Genomic DNA, 20,081 nt, shown 5'->3' on the forward strand with positions numbered 1-20,081 from the left:
GGCTAAAGGCGCGGCAGTCTAGCCCCTGGTCGCGGCGCGGCCAAGGGCAGCCCGTCTAGTAGCCGCGGACGAAATCCACCTCGCCGCGCAACGGCTGGCCGTCGCGGTAGCGCTGCAGGTTGTCGAGGAACAGCGCGACCAGCGCCGCCGGCTCGGTGGGCGCCGAGCTGTGCCCGGTGAGCAGCAGGCGCGGCGCGTCCCAGAAGGGATGGCCGGGCGGCAGCGGCTCCTCGCGGCACACGTCGATCACCGCGCCGGCCAACAGGCCGCTGCGCAGGGCTGCCACCAGCTCGGCCTCGACCACCGCCACGCCGCGTCCGCAGTTGATGAACAGTGCCTCGCCGCGCATGCGGGCGAATAGCGGCGCATCGTAAAGATCGCGAGTGGCCGGGGTGTCCGGCAACAGGTTGACCAGACAATCGGCCCAGGCCGCCTGCGTGGCCAGCGCATCGAGGCCATGCACCTCGGCGAAGGGGGCGATCGGTCGCGGCTCGCGGGCGATGCCGCGCAGCTCCACGCCAAAGGGCGCGAGCAGACGCGCCACCTCGCTGCCGATATCGCCGGCGCCGACGATCAGCACCCTGCAGCCGCGCAGGCTGGGCGGTGCCTGGTTATCCCAGCGCTGCTCGACCTGGCTGGCCAGACGCGCCAGCAGGCGGCGCCGGTGGGCCAGCAGGTAGGTCAGCACATACTCGGCCATCGGCTGGCCGAAGATGCCGACCGCGCGGCTCAGGCGGTAGTCACGCGGCAGGTCGCGGCCCAGCAGCGGCGTGATACCGGCCCAGGTGGATTGCAGCCAGGCCGGACGCAGGCCCTGACGCAGCAACGGCAGCAACAGGTCCGGCTGGCCGAGCCAGATCGGACAGGCGCTGGCCTGCTCGCTACCAGCCTGCGCGCCGGGCACCAGCTGCAACTCGGGCGCGGCGGCGCGCAGCAGCTCGGCGTAGGTGGCGTGGTCGTGCTCCAGCAGGAGGATGCGCACCGTCGTCACACCGGGTCGTTGCGGCGCAGTAGCTCTTCCGGCAGGTGCTGGATGTATTCCTCTTCAGGTGGCGGCATCTGCAGGTGGTAGCCCTGCTTGTCGAGGTTCTCCAGCACCTGGTGGATGTCCTCGCGGGCCAGCTTCTTCTCCGGGGTGAGGATCATCTCGAAGCACAGCTGCGGGGCGCCGAAGGCGGCCAGCAGGCCTTCCGGCACGCGACTCAGGGCCTCGGCCTTGAGCACATAGAGGTACATCTCGTTCTTGCGCGGGCTTTTGTAGATGGAGCAGATCTTCTTCATTGCAGTACGTCCAGCAGGGCTTGGCCCATCAGTTCGCGGCGCCAGCCGCGCAGGTTGTCCGGCAGCGCCCAGGGGCCGTCGGGGAAGCCGCTCTTGAGCAGGGCTTCGAGGGATTTCTTGCGCAGCATCAGCTCCGGGGCGATCTGCAGGCGCTCGGCCTCTCGCTGGCCCACCGCACGCAGCTGCTTGAGCAGGGCGCCGGCTTCGAGCGGCAGCGGCATGGGCAGCGCCTCGGGCCACTGTTCGGGTGGCAGCGCGGCGGCCTCGCGGATCAGCTTGAGAATGGTCTCGCCATCCTGGCGCACGGTGCGCGGGTGCATGTCCTCGATGCGCGCCAGGGCCACCGTGTTGTCCGGCTGGAAGCGCGCCAGCGGCCACAGCGAATGCTCGCGCAGGACGCGGTTGCGCGGCTGGTTGCGTGCCCGCGCCTGGCGTTCGCGCCAGGCGCACAGGGCGCGCAGCACGGCCAGCTGCTGGGGCGACAGCTTCCAGGCCAGCTTGGCCTCCAGGTAGGCCTCGTCCGGGTCGATCTCGCGGCGCAGGTTGGCGACCAGTTCGGCGCCGTCTTCGAGAATCCAGGCCAGCTTGTCTGCCGACAGCTTCGGCAACAGCACCTGGTACAGCTCGGCCAGGTGCTGGGCATCCTCGGCGGCGTAGCTGACCTGGGTCTCCGACAGCGGGCGCTGCAGCCAGTCAGAGCGGGTCTCGCCCTTGGGCAGCTCGATGCCAAGCACGGTCTGCACCAGGCGCGAATAGCCCATGGAGAAGCCGATATTGAGGTACCCGGCCGCCAGCTGGGTGTCGAACAGTGGCGCCGGCAGCACACCGGTCAGGCGCAGGAAGACTTCCAGGTCCTCGCTGCAGGAGTGCAGCACCTTGGTCACCGCCGGGTCTTCCAGCAGCTCGGCGAACGGCGCCCAGTCCTTCACCACCAGCGGGTCAACCAGGTAGGCGCGCTGGCCGTCGCCGACCTGCAGCAAACCGGCGATGGGATAGAAGGTGTCGACCCGCATGAACTCGGTGTCGAGGGCGACGTATGGCAGCTTGCGCCACTCGGCGCAGTGACGCGCCAGGCTGGCGTCGTCGAGAATCCACTGAATATCGATGGCCACGCGGCACTCCTTGATCAATGCCGCGCAGTATATATGGGCGACGCTGATGCGGGGCATTCATGCCCGGCATGGCGACGGCGTGTACACTGCCGCCACCTCACCACAGGGACGAACAACAATGAAGAAACTCCTTGGTCTGCTGGCCATCGCCATTGCCGGTGCCGCCGGCTACCTCGCCATCACCCCCAGCCCCATCGACCCGCTGGCCTGGCAACCGCAGCCGGCACCATTGATGACCGGCGTGCTGGAGCCCAACGACAGCCTGATGAAGGCCGAACTGCTGGCGCAGGGGCAGATCCACGGCCCGGAAGACACCGCCGTGGACGCCCAGGGCCGGGTCTATGCCGGCCTGCATGACGGCCGCGTGGTGCGCATCGCCGACGGCAAGGTCGAGACCTTCGCCAACACCGGTGGCCGCCCGCTGGGCATGGATTTCGATGCACAGGGCAACCTGGTCCTGGCCGACGCCTACAAGGGCCTGCTGCGCATCGACCCGGCCGGCAAGATCGAAGTGCTGGCCAGTGCGGCCGACGGCGTGCCCTTCGCCTTCACCGACGACCTCGATATCGCCAGCGACGGGCGCATCTATTTCACCGACGCCTCCAGCAAGTTCCAGCAGCCGGACTACCTGCTCGACCTGCTCGAAGGCCGTCCCTACGGCCGCTTGATGGTGTTCGACCCGGCCAGCGGCAAGACTGAAGTGCTGCTCAAGGACCTGTACTTCGCCAACGGCGTGGCGCTGTCGCAGAACGAGGACTTCGTGCTGGTCAACGAGACCTACCGCTACCGCATCCAGCGCTACTGGCTGAAGGGCGACAAGGCCGGCACCCACGACCTGTTCGCCGACAACCTGCCGGGCATGCCGGACAACCTGCAGGGCGATCGCGCCGGTACCTTCTGGGTGGCCCTGCCAACCCCGCGCAAGGGCGACGCCGACTTCCTGCAGAACCAGCCGTGGCTCAAGGCTCAACTGGCCAAGCTGCCACGCGCGCTGTGGCCGAAACCGGCCTCCTACGGCCTGGCCATCGCCCTCAACGAGCAGGGCGAGATCGTGCAAAGCCTGCACGACACCAGCGGCACCCACCTGCGCATGGTCACCTCGGTGAAGCCGGTGGGCGACTACCTGTACCTGGGTAGCCTGGACAACGACCGGATCGGCAAGCTGAAGATTCGCTGACCCTCCCCCTCCGGGAGAGGGACAAAAAAGCCCGCCATTAGGCGGGCTTTTTCATGCCGGCTGACCGGTCAACCGCTCCCGCGGTGCGCTGGACTGCGGCTCGCCGAGCAGCGCCTGCATGCTCTGGCGAGTCTGCGCCATCAGCTCAGGCAACTGCTCGGGGCTGAAACGGCTGGCATCGATCGGCGCGCCGATGTGCAGCTGCACCGGCTGGCCCAGGTTGAAGCGCCAGGTGCGCGCCGGCAACACCTCGTGGATGCCACGAAAGACCATCGGCACGATGATCGCGTTGGTATCCAGGGCCAAGTGAAAGCAGCCTTTCTTGAACGGCAGCAGCTGACCATCCTTCGAGCGCGTGCCTTCGGGCGCCGCCCACAGGACAATGCCGCTCTCCATTATGCGCCGCGCCTGTTCAAGATCCTTCACCGCCTGCTGGCGGTTGTGCCGGTCCACCGAAGGGAACTCGGCGGCGCGAATCGCCGCGCCGAAGATCGGGATGCCGAACAGCTCCTTTTTCGCCAGCATGCGGATCGAGCCCGGCAGGGCGACGAAGCTGGCGGGAATGTCGTAGTGGCTGGCGTGGCTGCTGAGCAGGATGTAGCGCCGTCCGTCATTGAAGTCCGGCATCTGCCCATGCACGCTCAGGTGCATGCGCACCAGGCGCAGCAGCAGGCCCGACCAGCGCCGGGTGTAGCGATCGACATCGGCACGCCCGAGGCGCCCGACCAGGGCACGCAGCAATACCTTGCTGCAGTAATAGAAGGTGACCAGCAGCGATCCCAGGACCACGCCGACACGGCGGGCCAGGTTGGCGCTTTCGATGGCAGGTTGCAGGCTGAGCATGGTGACTACCTCACACGGCGAACCGCCTGGGGTTCGCTTCTGGTTATGGAGAGCTGTCTTTATGATGCCCATAGTCACGATTTCGACACAGGAGTTCCCATGCCGCTCGCCCAGCTGATCAGCACCACCGCCCTGCATGCCCGCCTGCAGGAGCCGAACCTGGTGCTTCTCGATTGCCGTTTCGCCCTCGAAGACCCGGGCTACGGCGCGCGCAGCCATGCCGAAGGGCACCTGCCCGGCGCACACTTCGCCGATCTGGAGCGCGACCTATCGGCACCGGTGGTCAAGGGCGTGACCGGCCGCCACCCGCTGCCCGATCCGCAGATGCTCGTGGACAGGCTACGCAGCTGGGGCATCGACAACGACTCGACCATCGTGCTGTACGACGACGGCCCCGGCGCCTTCGCCGCGCGCGCCTGGTGGCTGCTGGCCTGGCTGGGCAAACGCGACGGCGTGTGGCTGCTCGACGGCGGCCTCAAGGCCTGGAAGGCAGCCGGCCTGGCGCTGACCGCCGACCTGCCCAAGCAGCGGGCAGGCAGCTTTGATGGCCAGGCGGACGGCTCGCTGCTGCTGAGCGCCGCGCAGCTGCAGCAGCGCCTGGGGGCCGGCGATCTGACCCTGCTGGACGCCCGCGCCCTGCCCCGTTTCCGCGGCGACGTGGAGCCGCTAGACCCGGTGGCCGGGCATATCCCCGGCGCACAGTGCGCGGTGTTCACCGACAACCTGGACGCCGACGGGCGCTTCCTCCCCGCCGGGCAGCTGCGCGCACGCTTCGATGCCCTGCGCGGTACGCGGCCGGTGGAGTCGCTGGTGGCCTACTGCGGCTCGGGCGTCACCGCCTGCCACAACCTGTTCGCCATGAGCCTCGCCGACTACCCGCTGGCGCCGCTGTACGCGGGCTCCTGGAGCGAGTGGATCACCGACCCGGCACGCCCCGTGGCGACTGGCGATTGAGCAGCGCCTGGGGCGAGGGAGGCAGCGCCCCTCACCCCTGGCCATCTCCCAGAGGGAGAGGGGAAATGACCTCTACTGCAGGCCGCGCAGGCGCTTGGGGGTCAGCCCCAGGTAGCGGCGCATGGCCGTGGTCAGCGCGCTCTGGCTGGAGAAACCGCACTCCTCGGCGATACGCACCAGCGGCAGCGGGCTCTCGCGCAGCAGGCGCGCGGCATGGTCGAGGCGGGTCTTGAGCAGGTACTGGTGCGGCGTCAGGCCCACGCTGTCCTTGAACTGGGCATGAAAGTGGCTGGGGCTGAGGCAGGCCACCTGGGCCAGCTCGATCACCGTGATGCGCCGCGCCAGGTGCTCGACGATATAGGCGTCCAGGCGACCGATATCCAGGCCGGCCACGGCGCTGCGGCCGCGCTCGCCGAACAGGCGCAGGTGCAGCGCGCGCAGCAGCACGCCACCGAGGGCGCGGGCCAGGTGCGGGTCGCTGCCGTAGCGCGCCAGCTCGGCACCGGCGTAGCTCAGCAGGTTCTGGAAATCGGCGTCCAGGGTCGGATAGCGCGGGCTCTCGAACAGCTCGGCGAGCAGGCTGAGGTCTTCCGGCGAGGTATCGCGTTCGTCCAGGTCGAGGATCAGCATGCGGTTGTCGCCCATGCCGGCGAACTGGTGCTCGGCGTCGCCCGGCACCAGGCAGGCACGCATGCGGCAGACCTCGCCACCACAGCCATCGACCTCGAATTCCGCGCGGCCGGACAGCGACAACACCAGCTGGTGGTAGTCGTGGGCATGTTCGTGCGCCTGGTTGTCCAGGCAGGCAAGGCGGGCAGTGAGCATGGCAGGAGCACCGTTCGAGACTGGGTTGCACTTTAACCAGTCAAACGCGAAAGATGGAGTGCAACCGATAGGCGGCAAAGGTTGCACCTATAACGATAAACGCACAACCCGCCGCCAGGATTGAAATGCCGGGCGCCCTGCCCCATCTACATCTGCATCACCGGTCAAGCAGACAAGGGCCGCCATGAGCGACAGTTCCGAATACCTCGAGGCCGAACAGCCGGCCACCCCTCTCGCCCTGCCCGGCCAGAACCTGCCGGACAAGCTGTACGTCATCCCCATCCACAACCGCCCGTTCTTCCCGGCGCAGGTGCTGCCGGTCATCGTCAATGAAGAACACTGGGCCGAGACCCTGGAACTGGTAGCCAATACCGAGCACAAGTGCCTGGCGCTGTTCTACGTCGACCAGCCGGTGACCGACCCGCGCCACTTCGACACCGCCAGCCTGCCCGAGCACGGCACCCTGGTGCGCGTACACCACGCCAGCCGCGGCGACGGCAAGCTGCAGTTCGTCGCCCAGGGCCTGAGCCGGGTGCGCGTGCGCGGCTGGCTCAAGCGCCATCGCCCGCCCTACCTGGCCGAGGTGGACTATCCGCCGAGCCCGGCCGATCCGCGTGACGAGGTCAAGGCCTACGGCATGGCGCTGATCAACGCGATCAAGGAGCTGCTGCCGCTCAACCCGCTGTACAGCGAGGAGCTGAAGAACTACCTCAACCGCTTCAGCCCGAACGATCCGTCGCCACTGACCGACTTCGCCGCCGCGCTGACCACCGCCAGCCCTGCCGAGCTGCAGGAGGTGCTGGACTGCGTGCCGATCCTGCGGCGCATGGAGAAGGTGCTGCCGCTGCTGCGCAAGGAAGTGGAAGTCGCGCGCCTGCAGAAGGAGCTGTCCGCCGAGGTCAACCGCAAGATCGGCGAGCACCAGCGCCAGTTCTTCCTCAAGGAGCAGCTCAAGGTGATCCAGCAGGAGCTGGGCATCACCAAGGACGACCGCAGCGCCGACGCCGACGAGTTCCGCGCGCGCCTGGCCGGCAAGACCCTGCCCGCCCAGGCGCAGAAACGCATCGACGAGGAGCTGGGCAAGCTGGCCATTCTGGAAACCGGCTCGCCCGAGTACGCGGTAACCCGCAACTACCTGGACTGGGCCACCAGCCTGCCCTGGGGCGTGTTCGGCGCAGACAAGCTCGATCTCGGCCATGCCCGCCAGGTGCTGGACAAGCACCATGCCGGCATGGACGACATCAAGGCGCGCATCACCGAGTTCCTCGCGGTTGGCGCCTTCAAGGGCGAGATTGCCGGCAGCATCGTGCTGCTGGTCGGCCCGCCCGGCGTGGGCAAGACCAGCATCGGCAAGTCCATCGCCGAATCCCTCGGCCGGCCGTTCTACCGCTTCAGCGTCGGCGGCATGCGCGACGAGGCGGAAATCAAGGGCCACCGTCGCACCTACATCGGCGCCATGCCCGGCAAGCTGGTGCAGGCGCTCAAGGAAGCCGAGGTAATGAACCCGGTGATCATGCTCGACGAGATCGACAAGATGGGCGCCAGCTACCAGGGCGACCCGGCCTCGGCGCTGCTGGAGACCCTCGATCCCGAGCAGAACGTCGAATTCCTCGACCACTACCTGGACCTGCGCCTGGACCTGTCCAAGGTGCTGTTCGTCTGCACCGCCAACACCCTGGATTCCATCCCCGGCCCGCTGCTCGACCGCATGGAGGTGATCCGCCTGTCCGGCTACATCACCGAGGAGAAGCTGGCCATCGCCAAGCGCCACCTGTGGCCGCGCCAGCTGGACAAGGCCGGGGTGAAGAAATCCCAGCTGAGCCTCAGTGACGCCGCACTCAAGGCGGTGATCGAGGGCTACGCCCGCGAAGCCGGCGTGCGTCAACTGGAAAAGCAGCTGGGCAAGCTGGTGCGCAAGGCGGTGGTCAAGCTGCTCGACGAGCCCGGCAAGCCGGTGAAGATCGGCCCCAGAGACCTGGAAGGCTACCTCGGCATGCCGCTGTTCCGCGGCGAGCAGGTGTTGTCCGGCACCGGCATCATCACCGGCCTGGCCTGGACCAGCATGGGCGGCGCCACCCTGCCGATCGAGGCCACGCGCATCCACACGCTCAACCGCGGCTTCAAGCTCACCGGCCAGCTGGGCGAGGTGATGAAGGAGTCGGCGGAAATCGCCTACAGCTACGTCACGGCCAATCTGAAGCAGTACGGCGGCGCCCCGACCTTCTTCGACCAGGCCTTCGTCCACCTGCATGTGCCGGACGGCGCCACGCCCAAGGACGGACCAAGCGCCGGCATCAGCATGGCCAGCGCCCTGCTCTCCCTGGCGCGCCAGCAGGCGCCGAAGAAGGGCGTGGCGATGACCGGCGAGCTGTCGCTGACCGGCCAGGTGCTGGCCATCGGTGGCGTGCGCGAGAAGGTGATCGCCGCGCGGCGGCAGAAAATCTTCGAGCTGATCCTGCCGGAGGCCAACCGCGGCGATTTCGCCGAACTGCCGGACTACCTGAAGGAAGGCCTCACCGTGCACTTCGCCAAACACTACGCCGATGTGGCCAAGGTGCTGTTCGGCTAGCCATGGAGCGGCGCATCGCCCCCTGCAGCCCTCGCCGTCACCAAGAGCCAGCGGCTATGCTGTGCGGGTTTTCGATCGACAGGAGTCCGCAATGAACCGTGCCCACCGCCTGCTGCTGCCCTGCAGCCTTGTCCTGCTGGCCGCCTGCACCACGCAGCCCAAGCCCAGTGTCAGCGTGGAGGAGAAGCAGCTGGGCCGTTGCCCGATGCAGCTGCACACCGGACAGACGCTGACCGTGACCCTGCCGAGCAACCCCACCACTGGCTTTCGCTGGGTAGTGGAGGACGCCGCCTCCGGCGTGCTGCGCAGCCTGGGCCAGGAGGTCTACACCACGCCGGAGGACGCTGGCGTGGTTGGCGCCGCCGGGCAGTCCACCTGGCGCTACCAGGTCTACCAGGCGGGCGAAGGCCGGCTGCTGATGCACTACCGCCGCCCCTGGGAAGTGGAAGTCGCGCCGGCCAAGACAGTCGATTGCCAGATCAGCGTGCGCTGAGGCGAATGCAGTGGCGCGGGTACGCCTCCCCAAAAACCTGGGCGACTGCGAAATCATCATCACCAAAGCAGGCAGTCCTGCGGTCTGGAATCGCAAGTCCGGCAAGAATCGATTTCTACTGGCCTGCCGCAACATCGAAGAGGCCGAGAAGGTGTTGCAGAAAATCAGAACCAATGACGGACAGGAAGACATCTGGCTATAGCCGCTGACGCCATCAGCCACCCCCGCTGTCATGCCGCGCACTGCCGCCGGACCTTCCGACAGCCATACTGGGCGCAAATAACAAGAGAGTACCGCCATGCGCCCATTGCTCCTGACCGTCGCCCTGGTCGGCGTCGCCCTGTTCCTCGTTGGCCTGCAGCTGAACCTGCCGTGGCTATGCCTGCTCAGCAAGCCGCTGCCGATGCTCGCCCTGCTAGTCTGGCTGCGCGAGGCGCCGGCCGGAGCCTATCGACGCTGGATCACCATCGGCCTGTGGCTGTCGCTGCTCGGCGACATGCTGCTGCAGTGGCCGACCGATCTGTTCGTGTTCGGCCTGGGCGCTTTCCTGCTCGCCCACCTGGCCTACCTGCTGGCCTATCTGGGTGATACCCGCCGCCTGGCGCCACTCGATCTGCTGATCGCCGCGCTGGCGGCCGGCGGCATGTTCTTCATCCTGGCCCGCGCCGGGCTGGGTCCGCTGTTGCTGCCGGTGGCGCTGTACAGCCTGGCCATCGGCGCCATGCTCTGGCGTGCCCTGGCCAGGGTCGGCGTGGTGCCGCGGCGCTCGGCCTGGCTGGCGGCCGGCGGTGCGGCGCTGTTCGTGCTGTCGGACAGCCTGATCGGCATCAACCGTTTCGTCGCGCCGTTCGAGGGCGCGCGCCACGCCATCATCCTCAGTTACTGGCTGGGCCAGTTCGGCATCGCCGCCTCGGCGGTGGCACTGGCCGATCCGCGCCAAACAGCGGCCTAGACTGGTCCGAGTAAGCGGAGCGCCCATCGCGGTTGGGTTGGCGCCCGCTCTTGGCTAGAATGCCGGCCTTTTCCGCCGTGAACCGACCGCCGTGAAACAGCAGCCCGACCGACTCTTCGCCCAGCCCCTGGACCAGGTGCCGGACTTCGTCTTCAACGAGGACGTGGCCAAGGTCTTTCCGGACATGATCAAGCGCTCGGTGCCGGGCTACCCGACCATCGTCGAGAACCTTGGCGTGCTCGCCGCGCAGTTCGCCCAGCCGCACAGCGCCCTGTACGACCTCGGCTGCTCGCTCGGCGCCGTGACCCAGGCCCTGCGCCGCCATGTGCGCAGCGACGACTGCCGGGTGATCGCCGTGGACAACTCGCCTGCCATGGTCGAGCGCTGCGCCGAGTACCTGCATGCCCAGGACGCCATGTTCCAGGAGCTGCTGCCGGTCGAGGTGATCGAGGCCGACATCCTCGCCCTGGAGTTCCAGCCCGCCTCGCTGGTGGCGCTCAACTTCACCCTGCAGTTCATCGCCCCCGAACAGCGCCTGGAGCTGCTCACGCGCATCCGCCAGGCGCTGCTGCCGGGCGGTGCGCTGATCCTCTCGGAGAAACTGCGCTTTGCCGACGAAGCCGAGCACGAGCTGCTCGGCGAGCTGCACCTGGCCTTCAAGCGTGCCAACGGCTACAGCGAACTGGAAATCGCGCAGAAGCGCAGCGCCATCGAGAACGTGATGAAGCCCGACAGCCTGGAGCAGCACCGCGAGCGTCTGCTGGCCGCCGGCTTCTCCAAGGTCGTGCCCTGGTTCCAGTGTCTCAACTTCGCCTCGCTGATCGCCCTGCCATGATGCTCTCCCGCCTCGACCTCGACGCCCTGCAACAACAACTGGCGGGCAGCCCGCTGCAGGACTGGGCCGCCGGCCTGCCCGGCCAGCTCGACGCCAAGCTGGCCGTTGGCCACGGCGACCTGGAGCGCTGGTTCGCCGCCGTCGCGGCACTGCCGACGCTGCCCGTCGAACATGCCGAACTGCGCGAGGCACTGCGCCTGGAGGGCACTTGCGACGACCCGACCCGCGCCGCGCTGAACAGCGCCCTGCAGGGCCTGATCCCCTGGCGCAAGGGCCCCTTCGAGCTGTTCGGCGTGCACATCGACACCGAATGGCGCTCGGACTGGAAATGGTCGCGGGTGGCCCCGCACCTGGACCTGGCCGGCAAGCGCATCCTCGATGTCGGTTGCGGCAACGGCTACTACATGTGGCGCATGCTCGGCGCGGGTGCCGAGGCCGTGGTTGGCGTCGACCCCAACTGGCTGTTCCTCAACCAGTTCCTCGCGGTCAAAAACTACCTGCCGGATGCTGCCGCCTGGCACCTGCCGCTGGCGCTGGAGGAGCTGCCGGCCAAGCTGGAAGGCTTCGACACGGTGTTTTCCATGGGCGTGCTGTACCACCGCCGCTCGCCCATCGACCACCTGCTCGACCTCAAGGACACGTTGCTGCGCGGCGGCGAGCTGGTGCTGGAGACCCTGGTGGTCGAGGGCGACGCCCAGCAGGTACTGGTGCCCGAGGACCGCTACGCGATGATGCGCAACGTCTGGTTCCTGCCCTCGGTGCCGGCGCTGGAGCTGTGGCTGCGCCGTGCCGGTTTCGTCGACGTGCGTTGCGTCGACGTCTCCACCACCAGCGTCGAGGAACAGCGCGCCACCGACTGGATGCGCTTCCAGTCCCTGCCGGACTTCCTCGACCCGGCCGACCACAGCCGCACCGTCGAGGGTTTGCCGGCACCGACGCGCGCCGTGCTGCTGGCACGCAAGCCCTGATGGGCGGAAAGTCGCATTGCGTTGCCGGCTGAATCGCGCAAACTGGTAACCAGACTCCCGCGGACGACCTGCATGTTCCAATATCTGCCTCTGCTGGCCTGCCTGTTACTGGCCGCCCCCGCTCGCGCGGAACAGGCCCAGTTGCAGTTCTATACCGAGGAATATGCCCCGGTCAGTTTCCTGCACAACGGCATCGCCGATGGCATGGCCAGCGAGCTGGTGCGCGCCCTGCTGCAGCGCCTGGGCGAGACGGCGAGCATCCAGGTGGTGCCCTGGTCGCGGGGTTACCACATCGTGCAAAACACCCCCGGTACGGCGCTGTTCGCCACCATCCGCAATGCCGAGCGAGAGCCGCATTTCAAATGGGTGGGGCCGATCATGCTGGCGCAGGACGCCTACTACGGCCTCAAGGGCTCCGGGCTGAAGATCGACCAACCCGCCCAGCTGCATGAGGTCGGCCCGATCGCCGTGCCGCGCAACTGGTTCACCTACCAGGAGCTGAGCGCCGCCGGCATGCCCAACCTGCTCGGCGTCACCGAGCCCGAGCAGATGTTCCGCATGCTGCGCCATGGCCGGGTGAAGCTGATCGTCGCCGACAACCTGAGCTTCTATGCCCGTGGCGAGGCGGCGCAGCAGGTCGACAGCCTGGGCCCGGAGGATGTCGAGGTGGTTTACCCCTACCGCAGCTCGGAGGGTTACATCACTTTCTGGCCGGGTACCGACGACGCCGTGATCCGGCGCTGGCAGGCCGCGCTGGACGCGATGAAGGCCGACGGCAGCTTCAGCCGCATCTACCAGCGCTGGCTGCCCGGCGCCCAGGAACCGCGCTAGTCAGACCAGTTCGATACGGTCTTCGAGGATGCGGATCAGGCCCTGCTTGAACAGCCCGCCGATGGCCTTCTTGAAGTTGCCCTTGCTCACACCGAAGGCCTTACTGATCACTTCCGGCGGGCTCTTGTCGGACAGCGCCAGGCTGCCGCCGGCGTCGCGCAGGGCGGTGAGAATCTGCTCGGACAGCCCGTCGCGCGCTTGCTGACCGACCGGCTGCAGGCTCAGGCTGATCTTGCCGTCGGCACGCAGCTCCTTGATGAAACCCTTCTCCTGGGAACCGCCGCGGAGGAACTTGAACACCTCGTTCTTGTGGATCAGGCCCCAGTGCTGGCCGTTGATGATGGCCTTGAAGCCCAGATCGGTCTGCTCGACCACCAGCAGATCGACTTCCTGGCCGACCTGGTAGTTGGCTGGAACCTTGTCCAGGTAGCGGTCCAGACGCGCGGTGGCGGTGATGCGCCGGCTGCGATCCAGGTAGACGTGCACCACGCAGTAATCGCCGACCTGCAGCGGGCGCTTCTCCTCGGAATGCGGCATCAGCAGGTCCTTGGACAGGCCCCAGTCGAAGAACAGGCCGATGCGGTTGATGTCGACCACCTTGAGGCTGGCGAAGCCGCCGACCTGCACCTTGGGCTTCTCGGTGGTGGCGATCAGGCGATCTTCGCTGTCCAGGTAGACGAACACGTTGAGCCAGTCGCCCACCTCGCAGGGCTCACCCTTGGGGATGTAGCGCTTGGGCAGGAGGATCTCGCCATCGGCGCCGCCGTCGAGGTAGAGGCCGAAGTCGGCCAGCTTGGCCACCGGCAGAGAGTTGTAGCGCCCGATCAGAGCCATGTTCGTCACCCAATTCAAAGAGGCGGGCATTCTACACCCGGCGAGACAGCCGGTTACATGCGCCACTGGCATCTAGCACAGGCATGTTTCAGAATCATGGCAAGCCGCAACTTCGGCCGGTTCCACCTGTCTGAATGACACGGACTCTCGCTGCCTTATCTCAGGAGCTCCTGTGCGCCCTTCCAGCCATTGGCTGCCTTACCCCGCCGCGTCGCTCGTCGCGCTCGGCTCGCTGTACCTGCTCCTGCCCCTGGCCTGCCGTTACTGGCTGGGCTGGTCGAGCTGGCCCGGCTATGTCTCGGACCTCGGCATCGGCAGCCTGCTCCTGCTGCTGAGCTATCGCCGCCCCCTGCTGGCCGCACCGCTGGCCGTGGCCTGGGCGCTGATGCTGCTGGGCAATGCCGAGCTGGTCAACGCGGTGGGGCGCATGCCCGAGCCCAGCGACCTCAAATACCTGAGTGACCCGCAGTTCGTCAGCCAGTCCACCCAGGGCAGCGGCATCCGTTATCCGCTGCTGGCAGGCGCGCTGACCGTCGCGGTGCTGGCCTGCCTGCTGCTCGGCCGCCGCCAGGGGCCAAGGCTGTCTCGCTATGCCTACGCGCTGCCCGCCGTCCTGCTGCTGGGACATGCCGCCGACCAGTACCTGGCGCCCAGCGAAAACGACCAGTGGCAGCTGTTCAACCTGCCGCACAAGGTTCTGGCCGAAGGTACCAGCCGCGCCCGCGTGGCCATCGAGGACTGGTATGCCGGCGAGGAATCCGGCCTGCCGCCGGACATCGACGGCCTGACCAAGCTCGACCTCTCCGGCGCCCCGCTGCTGCCGGGTGGCGGCAAGGCGCGCAACGTGCTGATCGTCACCCTCGAAGGCATCCCCGGCGCCTATATCGCCAAGAATCGCCAGCTGATCGGCAGCCCCTACGCGGAAGACCTGATGCCGCGCCTGAGCCAGTGGGCCGAGCGCAGCATGACCACGCCGGACTATGTGCTGCACAACCACCAGACCATTCGCGGCCTGTATGCCATGCTCTGCGGCGACTACGAGAAGCTGGACTCGGGCACGCCCAAGGGCGTCGAGCTGCTCACCAGCGAGACCCGCAACCAGCAGTGCCTGCCGCACCAGCTGAGCATGATGGGTTTCCGCACCCACTTCCTGCAAGGTGCCGGCCTGCGCTTCATGGCCAAGGACCAGATCATGCCGCACATGGGCTTCCAGCAGACCCATGGCCGCGACTGGTTCAAGAACAAGCCCTACCTGGAATTCCCCTGGGGCATGGACGACAAGGCCTACTTCGAAGGCGCGCTGAAGTACGTCAAGCAGCTGCGGCAGAACCAGCAGCCGTGGATGCTCACCCTGCTCACCGTCGGTACCCACCAGCCCTACTCCGCGCCCAAGGCGTACCTGGAGCGCTACCCCACCGCCAAGCAGGCCGCCATCGGCTACCTGGACGACGCGGTGGCCGACTTCCTCGCCGGGCTGGAAAAGCAGGGCGTGCTCAAGGACACCCTGGTGATCGTCACCTCCGACGAATCCCACGGCCTGGAGAACGTGCGCCTGGCCTCGGCCTGGGGCTTCAACCTGGTATTCGCTCCGCAGGGCGACAAGCTGCCAGCGGTTAAAACCGGGGTGTACGGCCATGTCGACCTGACCGCCTCGGTGCTCGATTATTTCGACCTGCCGGTGCCGGACAACATTGCCGGTCGCTCGCTGTTCCGCGACTACGCCACGCCGCGCGAAATCATGTCCTACACCAACGGCCTGCTGCGCCAGCACGACGGCAAGGTGTTCACCGAATGCACCTTCCAGCAGGTGTGCCGACGCTACGAGAGCACCCGCTTCATCGCCGCCGAATCCCAGTACCTGGGGCGGGTCACCGGTCGCCAGGCGCGCCTGGTCAGCCAGCGTGCGGACCTGCTCGACCAGTCCATCACCGGCGGCCAGATCGGCCAGCGCTACCAGTTCGCCAACCGCGAGCGTATCGACCTCAAGCCCGAGTCGCGCGACGAGTGGGCGGACAACCTGATCGGCGCCCAGTATCTGGAGATGCCCAAGGGCACCCGTACCCGCGTGACCCTGAAGATCGAGGCCGTACGCCTGGATCGCAACGGCGCGGCACTGCGCCTGCTGACCAAGGAATTCGACCGCGACAACAGCCTGGCGATACCGCCGCTGCCGCCGCTCAAGCGCGGTGAAAGCATCCAGCTGAGTTTCGACTTCGACAACCCGGAAACGCGCAAGGCCTTCTCCTTCCACCTGTTGGGCGAAGGCCACGGCGCCATCCGCATCAGCGATTTCAGCGTGGTCACCGAGCCGCTGCCCCCCGAGCTGGTAGCGGCCCAGGAGCCGGAATCGGCGATGGAGGCGGCGGCGCACTGAGCTGCGGCCTGCCCCTCCTTTTCCCGGGGAGAAGGGCTGTAGCCCGGATGCAATCCGGGGAACGCATCGCCTGCTTCGCGGATGGCATCCGGGCTACACGCTGCTCTCCCCCCTGGTCAGCACCTACCGGCCTGTGGCCAGCCCCAGCCGGACCAGTTTGCCGTCCGGCGCATCGGTCAGCAGGTAGAGGAAGCCGTCCGGCCCTTGGCGCACATCGCGGATGCGCCAGCCGCGGTCCTGCAGCAGACGCTCCTCATGCACCACTTGGTCGCCCTGCAGCTGCAGGCGAATCAGCGCCTGCCCCGCCAAGGCCCCGATAAACAGGCTGTGCTGCCAGGCCGGAAAGCGCTCGGCGCTGTAGAAGGCCATACCGGAAACCGCCGGGGACTTCTCCCACACATGATGCGGCGGCTCGGTGCCGGCCACCGTCGCGCCCTCGGCCTCGGGAATCGGCAGGAAGCTGTAGTTGATGCCGTGGGTCGCCTTCGGCCAGCCGTAGTTGCGCCCCGCCCTGGGGATATTGATCTCATCGCCGCCGCGCGGACCATGTTCATGCAGCCAGAGCCGGCCACTCCAGGGATTGAGCGCCAGCCCCTGCGGGTTGCGATGGCCATAGGACCAGATCTCCGGGCGTATGCCCTCACGCCCGACGAAGGGGTTGTCGGCCGGCACGCCACCGCCCGGCTGCAGACGCACCAGCTTGCCCTGCAGCTTGTCCAGCTGCTGCGCGGTGGCGCGCTGGTTGTTCTCGCCCAGGCTCACGTACAGCTGGCCATCAGCACCGAAGGCCATGCGCGAGCCGAAGTGGATACCTTCGGAGAGCTTGGGCAGCTGGCGGAAGATCACCCGGAACCCCTCCAGCGCGCTCAGGTCCTCCTTCAGCCGGCCACGGCCGACCGCCGTGCCGGCCCGCTGCCCCTCGTCGTCCGCCTCGGCGTAGCTCAGGTAGACCAGGCGATCGGTGGCGAAGCCCGGCGACAGCGCGATATCCAGCAACCCGCCCTGACCACGGGCGAATACCGCCGGCACGCCGCCCAGCGGCGGATGCAGGCGCCCCTGCGCATCCAGCAGGCGCAGGCGCCCGGGGCGCTCGCTGATCAGGTAGCCCTGCCCCTCCGGCAGGAAGGCCAGGGCCCAGGGGTGCTCGAGGCCACCAGCCACCTCGGTCAGTTGCAGTTCGCCCAGCTCGCTGCGCTCGGCCATGGCCGGCGGGGTCAGCGCCAGCAGGCTCGTTACGGCCAGCACCAGCAGTGCTCGTTTCATCGTCGTTCTCCCGATCCGTCGCTAACCTTGTAGCGCAATCCCGGCAAAGGCCCCAGGCCGGGTACAATGCCGTTCATTTCCCGATGTGACACCCACCACCATGACCGAAGCCGAACGCCTGTCCAAACGCCTGATCCAGCTCACCTCCTGTTCGCGGCGCGAAGCCGAGCTGTACATCGAAGGGGGCTGGGTCACGGTGAACGGCCAGGTGGTGGAAGAGCCGCAGCACCCGGTGACCGACGAGCAGGTCGTGCTGCTGCCTGGCGCCAAGGCGGAAACCCAGCTACCGGTCACCTTGCTGCTGCACAAGCCGGTCGGCCTCGGCTGCGGCCTGGGCGCCAACTCCACCCAGCAGTTGCTCAGCCATGCGCACCACTGGAGCGAAGACCCCAGCGGCATTCGCCCGCTGCAGCGCCACCTGCGTCGCCTGGAGCTGCTCACCCCGCTGGAAACCGATGCCAGCGGCCTGCTGGTGTTCAGCCAGAGCCATGCGGTGCAGCGCCTGTTCAAGGAAAAAGGTGCGGAGCTGGAGCAGGAGTACCTGGTGGATGTGGCCGGCAGCCTGGACGAGAAAGGGATCAAGCGCCTGAGCTTCGGTTTCAGCTACAAGGGCACCACCCTGCCGCCGTGCAAGGTCAGCTGGCAGAGCGAAACGCGCCTGCGCTTCGCCATCAAGGCGGTACAACCGGGGCAGCTGCGCTACATGTGCGAGCACGTCGGCCTGCAGGTGCTGGGCATCCGTCGCCTGCGCTTCGGCCGTACCGGCCTGGCCAAGCTGCCGGCGGGCCAGTGGCGCTACCTGGGGCTCAACGAGAAGTTCTGAGCCGGCTCAGTAGTTGGCGTAGCGCTGCTCGATACGCGCGTATTCGCCGCTGGCCCGGATCGCCGCCAGGCCGCGATCGAAGCGGTCGCGATGCTCGCGCAGGCGGAAACCGACGCTGTAGGCGGTCGGCGGAAACAGCGGGTACTGGGTAACAGGCTGACTGACGTCGACCTGGTCGGCCACCTTGCGGTTGAAGTAGCGCAGGATGCGCGGATCACCGATCACCACATCGACCCGCCCGCTGTAGAGCAGGCGATTGCGGTTGATCTGCTGCGCCTCCTCGCGGTAGCGCGGATTGGCCTCGGCCATGGCCTGGAACTCCGGCCCCAGCAGGTAGCGGGCACGCTGGAAACTGCTGATCGAGTACTGCCCCAGGTCGGGCATGCGGGTGATGCGGTAGCCGCGCGAGGTCAGTGCCATGGCGACATTCTGGCAGTGGATGTAGGGCTGCGAATAGAAGACCTGGACGCCGCTGTAGGCATTGGTGGTGGCGATGCCATCCAGCTCACCGCGGCCAATGGCCAGGTGCAGGCGCTCCATGGGCGCGTAGCGCACCGCCACTTCATCGCCGCTGGCGCGCACCGCGGCCACCACGATCTCGTACTCCAGCCCCCGGCTGAGCCCCTCGAACACATAGGGTGGTTTGTTCGTACCGAAGCCAATGCGCAGCGACTCGGCCAATGCGCCAGGTGCCAGCATGACCAGCAGCCACGGCCAGACGCGTCGAAACATGCAGTTCCCCCTGTCAGAGTGCCAAGCATAGGTGCTGCGCCATACGCGGCGCTATCACTCGCGGATATGCCGGCCGATTCATCCGGTGGCAGCCTCTTGCGGCTAGACTCAGCGCTCTCAGCCGATGGAGAACTGCCATGCTTAAAGCCGAATACCAACACCGCGGAAAAGTTCCGCAGGACGTGATCGAAGCGGTCAAGCTGGAGCTGCCGCCACTGGCCGCCGGCCAGGCCCTGGTCAAGGTACTGGCCGCACCGATCAACCCATCCGACGTGCTCACCCTGACCGGCGAATACGGCATGCTGCCGCCGCTGCCGGCCATCGGCGGCAACGAGGGTGTCGGCCGCGTCGAGCAGCTGGGGGAAGGCGTCAAGCACCTCAAGGTCGGCCAGACCGTGCTACTGCCGGTCGGCTGCGGTACCTGGGTGACCCACCTCAACGCCCCCGCCGACAAGCTGATCCCGCTGCCGGACGCCGATCCGCAACAGCTGGCGATGATGACCATCAACCCGCCGACCGCCTCCTTGCTGCTCAGCCAGTTCGTCGATCTGCAACCCGGTGACTGGGTGATCCAGAACGCCGCCAACTCCGGTGTCGGTGGCTACCTGATCCAGCTGGCCAAACTGCGCGGCTTCAAGACCATCAACGTGGTGCGCCGCGAGTCGGCGGTGGCCGGGGTCAAGACCGAAGGCGGCGACGTGGTGCTGGTGGACGGTCCCGACCTGCACAAGCGCGTGCGCGAGGCCACCGGCGGCGCCAAGCTGATGCTCGGCATCGACGCCATCGGCGGCCCGGCCACCGACCACATCGCGGCCTGCCTCAGCGAGGGCGGCACCCTGGTCAACTACGGCCTGATGAGCGGCCAGCCGTGCCAGGTGTCGGCGGCCTCCTTCGTGTTCCGTGACGTGACCCTGCGTGGCTTCTGGCTGGCCAAGTGGTTCCAGAAGGCCACCCCGGCCGAGCAGATGAAGGTGTTCGGCGAGCTGACCCAGCTGATCGCCAGCGGCAAGCTCAAGGCGCGCATCGCCGCCACCTACAGCGTGGCGCAGATCAAGGAAGCGGTGGCCGCGGCTGCCAGCGGTGAACGTGACGGCAAGATCCTGATCGTGCCCTGATCGGTTCGCGCCAAAAGAAAAAGGGGGCCTGCTGGCCCCCTTCTCGTTTCACCGCTGACCTATATGCTCCCCTCTCCCACCTGTGGGAGAGGGGCTGGGG

Annotated in this window: 20 protein-coding genes; 12 read left to right on the plus strand and 8 right to left on the minus strand. The window is 67.4% G+C overall.

Annotated elements, in window-relative coordinates:
* Positions 1 to 55 precede the first annotated feature (55 nt).
* The 3 genes from PA6_RS01980 to rnd are packed head-to-tail and all read right to left on the minus strand — an operon-like array spanning position 56 to position 2,393.
* Positions 56 to 982, minus strand: a complete 927-nt coding sequence (locus tag PA6_RS01980) for a D-2-hydroxyacid dehydrogenase (RefSeq protein ID WP_043216167.1) — start codon at positions 980 to 982, stop codon at positions 56 to 58.
* A 5-nt stretch (positions 983 to 987) separates the two neighbouring features.
* Entirely contained in the window at positions 988 to 1,281 is a 294-nt protein-coding gene (locus PA6_RS01985; RefSeq protein ID WP_021699190.1) for a YcgL domain-containing protein, read from the minus strand.
* On the minus strand, positions 1,278 to 2,393 hold the full coding sequence (rnd, locus tag PA6_RS01990; protein WP_021699191.1) for a ribonuclease D: 1,116 nt from the start codon (positions 2,391 to 2,393) through the stop codon (positions 1,278 to 1,280). The genes PA6_RS01985 and rnd overlap by 4 nt, the downstream gene beginning before the upstream one ends.
* Before the next feature lie 118 nt (positions 2,394 to 2,511).
* Here rnd and PA6_RS01995 point away from each other — a divergent pair, with 118 nt between their 5' ends.
* Positions 2,512 to 3,570, plus strand: coding sequence for an SMP-30/gluconolactonase/LRE family protein (locus PA6_RS01995; protein WP_021699192.1), 1,059 nt, complete (start codon positions 2,512 to 2,514; stop codon positions 3,568 to 3,570).
* A gap of 51 nt (positions 3,571 to 3,621) precedes the next feature.
* On the opposite strand, the gene PA6_RS02000 is transcribed toward PA6_RS01995, so the two are convergent.
* Positions 3,622 to 4,413, minus strand: coding sequence for a lysophospholipid acyltransferase family protein (locus tag PA6_RS02000; protein ID WP_021699193.1), 792 nt, complete (start codon positions 4,411 to 4,413; stop codon positions 3,622 to 3,624).
* 99 nt (positions 4,414 to 4,512) lie between these two features.
* On the opposite strand from PA6_RS02000, the gene PA6_RS02005 reads away from it, so the two are divergent.
* Positions 4,513 to 5,367, plus strand: a complete 855-nt coding sequence (locus PA6_RS02005; protein ID WP_021699194.1) for a sulfurtransferase — start codon at positions 4,513 to 4,515, stop codon at positions 5,365 to 5,367.
* A gap of 72 nt (positions 5,368 to 5,439) precedes the next feature.
* On the opposite strand, the gene PA6_RS02010 is transcribed toward PA6_RS02005, so the two are convergent.
* Complete coding sequence (locus PA6_RS02010; RefSeq protein ID WP_021699195.1) at positions 5,440 to 6,192, minus strand: helix-turn-helix transcriptional regulator; 753 nt, start codon at positions 6,190 to 6,192, stop codon at positions 5,440 to 5,442.
* 184 nt (positions 6,193 to 6,376) lie between these two features.
* On the opposite strand from PA6_RS02010, the gene lon reads away from it, so the two are divergent.
* The 7 genes from lon to PA6_RS02045 all read left to right on the plus strand — a co-directional run bounded on the left by lon (position 6,377) and on the right by PA6_RS02045 (position 12,840).
* Positions 6,377 to 8,761 carry an endopeptidase La gene (gene lon, locus PA6_RS02015; RefSeq protein ID WP_021699196.1) on the plus strand — a complete coding sequence of 795 codons (2,385 nt, stop codon included), beginning with the start codon at positions 6,377 to 6,379 and terminating at the stop codon, positions 8,759 to 8,761.
* A 91-nt stretch (positions 8,762 to 8,852) separates the two neighbouring features.
* Positions 8,853 to 9,254 (plus strand): protease inhibitor I42 family protein, encoded by a 402-nt coding sequence (locus PA6_RS02020; protein WP_021699197.1) that lies wholly within the window; start codon positions 8,853 to 8,855, stop codon positions 9,252 to 9,254.
* A 10-nt stretch (positions 9,255 to 9,264) separates the two neighbouring features.
* Positions 9,265 to 9,456 (plus strand): hypothetical protein, encoded by a 192-nt coding sequence (locus tag PA6_RS02025; protein ID WP_021699198.1) that lies wholly within the window; start codon positions 9,265 to 9,267, stop codon positions 9,454 to 9,456.
* 96 nt (positions 9,457 to 9,552) lie between these two features.
* Positions 9,553 to 10,206: a lysoplasmalogenase gene (locus PA6_RS02030; RefSeq protein WP_021699199.1), complete on the plus strand. Its 654-nt coding sequence runs from the start codon at positions 9,553 to 9,555 to the stop codon at positions 10,204 to 10,206.
* A gap of 91 nt (positions 10,207 to 10,297) precedes the next feature.
* The gene (gene cmoA / locus PA6_RS02035) at positions 10,298 to 11,041 is read left to right on the plus strand and encodes a carboxy-S-adenosyl-L-methionine synthase CmoA (protein ID WP_021699200.1); all 744 of its coding nucleotides are present in this window, start codon (positions 10,298 to 10,300) and stop codon (positions 11,039 to 11,041) included.
* Positions 11,041 to 12,009, plus strand: a complete 969-nt coding sequence (gene cmoB / locus PA6_RS02040) for a tRNA 5-methoxyuridine(34)/uridine 5-oxyacetic acid(34) synthase CmoB (protein ID WP_021699201.1) — start codon at positions 11,041 to 11,043, stop codon at positions 12,007 to 12,009. Before cmoA ends, cmoB begins: the two co-directional genes overlap by 1 nt.
* 72 nt (positions 12,010 to 12,081) lie before the next feature.
* Complete coding sequence (locus PA6_RS02045) at positions 12,082 to 12,840, plus strand: substrate-binding periplasmic protein (protein WP_021699202.1); 759 nt, start codon at positions 12,082 to 12,084, stop codon at positions 12,838 to 12,840.
* Here the strand turns inward: PA6_RS02045 and PA6_RS02050 are convergent, their stop codons facing one another.
* Positions 12,841 to 13,674, minus strand: coding sequence for a CvfB family protein (locus PA6_RS02050; protein WP_021699203.1), 834 nt, complete (start codon positions 13,672 to 13,674; stop codon positions 12,841 to 12,843).
* Positions 13,675 to 13,846: 172 nt separating this feature from the next.
* On the opposite strand from PA6_RS02050, the gene PA6_RS02055 reads away from it, so the two are divergent.
* Positions 13,847 to 16,048, plus strand: coding sequence for an LTA synthase family protein (locus tag PA6_RS02055; protein WP_021699204.1), 2,202 nt, complete (start codon positions 13,847 to 13,849; stop codon positions 16,046 to 16,048).
* Positions 16,049 to 16,171: 123 nt separating this feature from the next.
* Here PA6_RS02055 and PA6_RS02060 read toward each other — a convergent pair whose 3' ends face one another.
* Positions 16,172 to 17,251 (minus strand): PQQ-dependent sugar dehydrogenase, encoded by a 1,080-nt coding sequence (locus tag PA6_RS02060; RefSeq protein ID WP_255209903.1) that lies wholly within the window; start codon positions 17,249 to 17,251, stop codon positions 16,172 to 16,174.
* A 160-nt stretch (positions 17,252 to 17,411) separates the two neighbouring features.
* On the opposite strand from PA6_RS02060, the gene PA6_RS02065 reads away from it, so the two are divergent.
* The gene (locus PA6_RS02065; RefSeq protein ID WP_021699206.1) at positions 17,412 to 18,134 is read left to right on the plus strand and encodes an rRNA pseudouridine synthase; all 723 of its coding nucleotides are present in this window, start codon (positions 17,412 to 17,414) and stop codon (positions 18,132 to 18,134) included.
* Positions 18,135 to 18,140: 6 nt separating this feature from the next.
* Here PA6_RS02065 and PA6_RS02070 read toward each other — a convergent pair whose 3' ends face one another.
* The gene (locus PA6_RS02070; protein WP_021699207.1) at positions 18,141 to 18,866 is read right to left on the minus strand and encodes a substrate-binding periplasmic protein; all 726 of its coding nucleotides are present in this window, start codon (positions 18,864 to 18,866) and stop codon (positions 18,141 to 18,143) included.
* Positions 18,867 to 19,003: 137 nt separating this feature from the next.
* Between PA6_RS02070 and PA6_RS02075 the strand changes: the two genes are divergently transcribed.
* Entirely contained in the window at positions 19,004 to 19,981 is a 978-nt protein-coding gene (locus PA6_RS02075) for a zinc-dependent alcohol dehydrogenase family protein (protein WP_021699208.1), read from the plus strand.
* Positions 19,982 to 20,081: the final 100 nt, after the last annotated feature.

This window comes from Aquipseudomonas alcaligenes NBRC 14159, from assembly GCF_000467105.1.
In the GTDB taxonomy this organism is placed as follows: Bacteria; Pseudomonadota; Gammaproteobacteria; order Pseudomonadales; family Pseudomonadaceae; genus Aquipseudomonas; species Aquipseudomonas alcaligenes.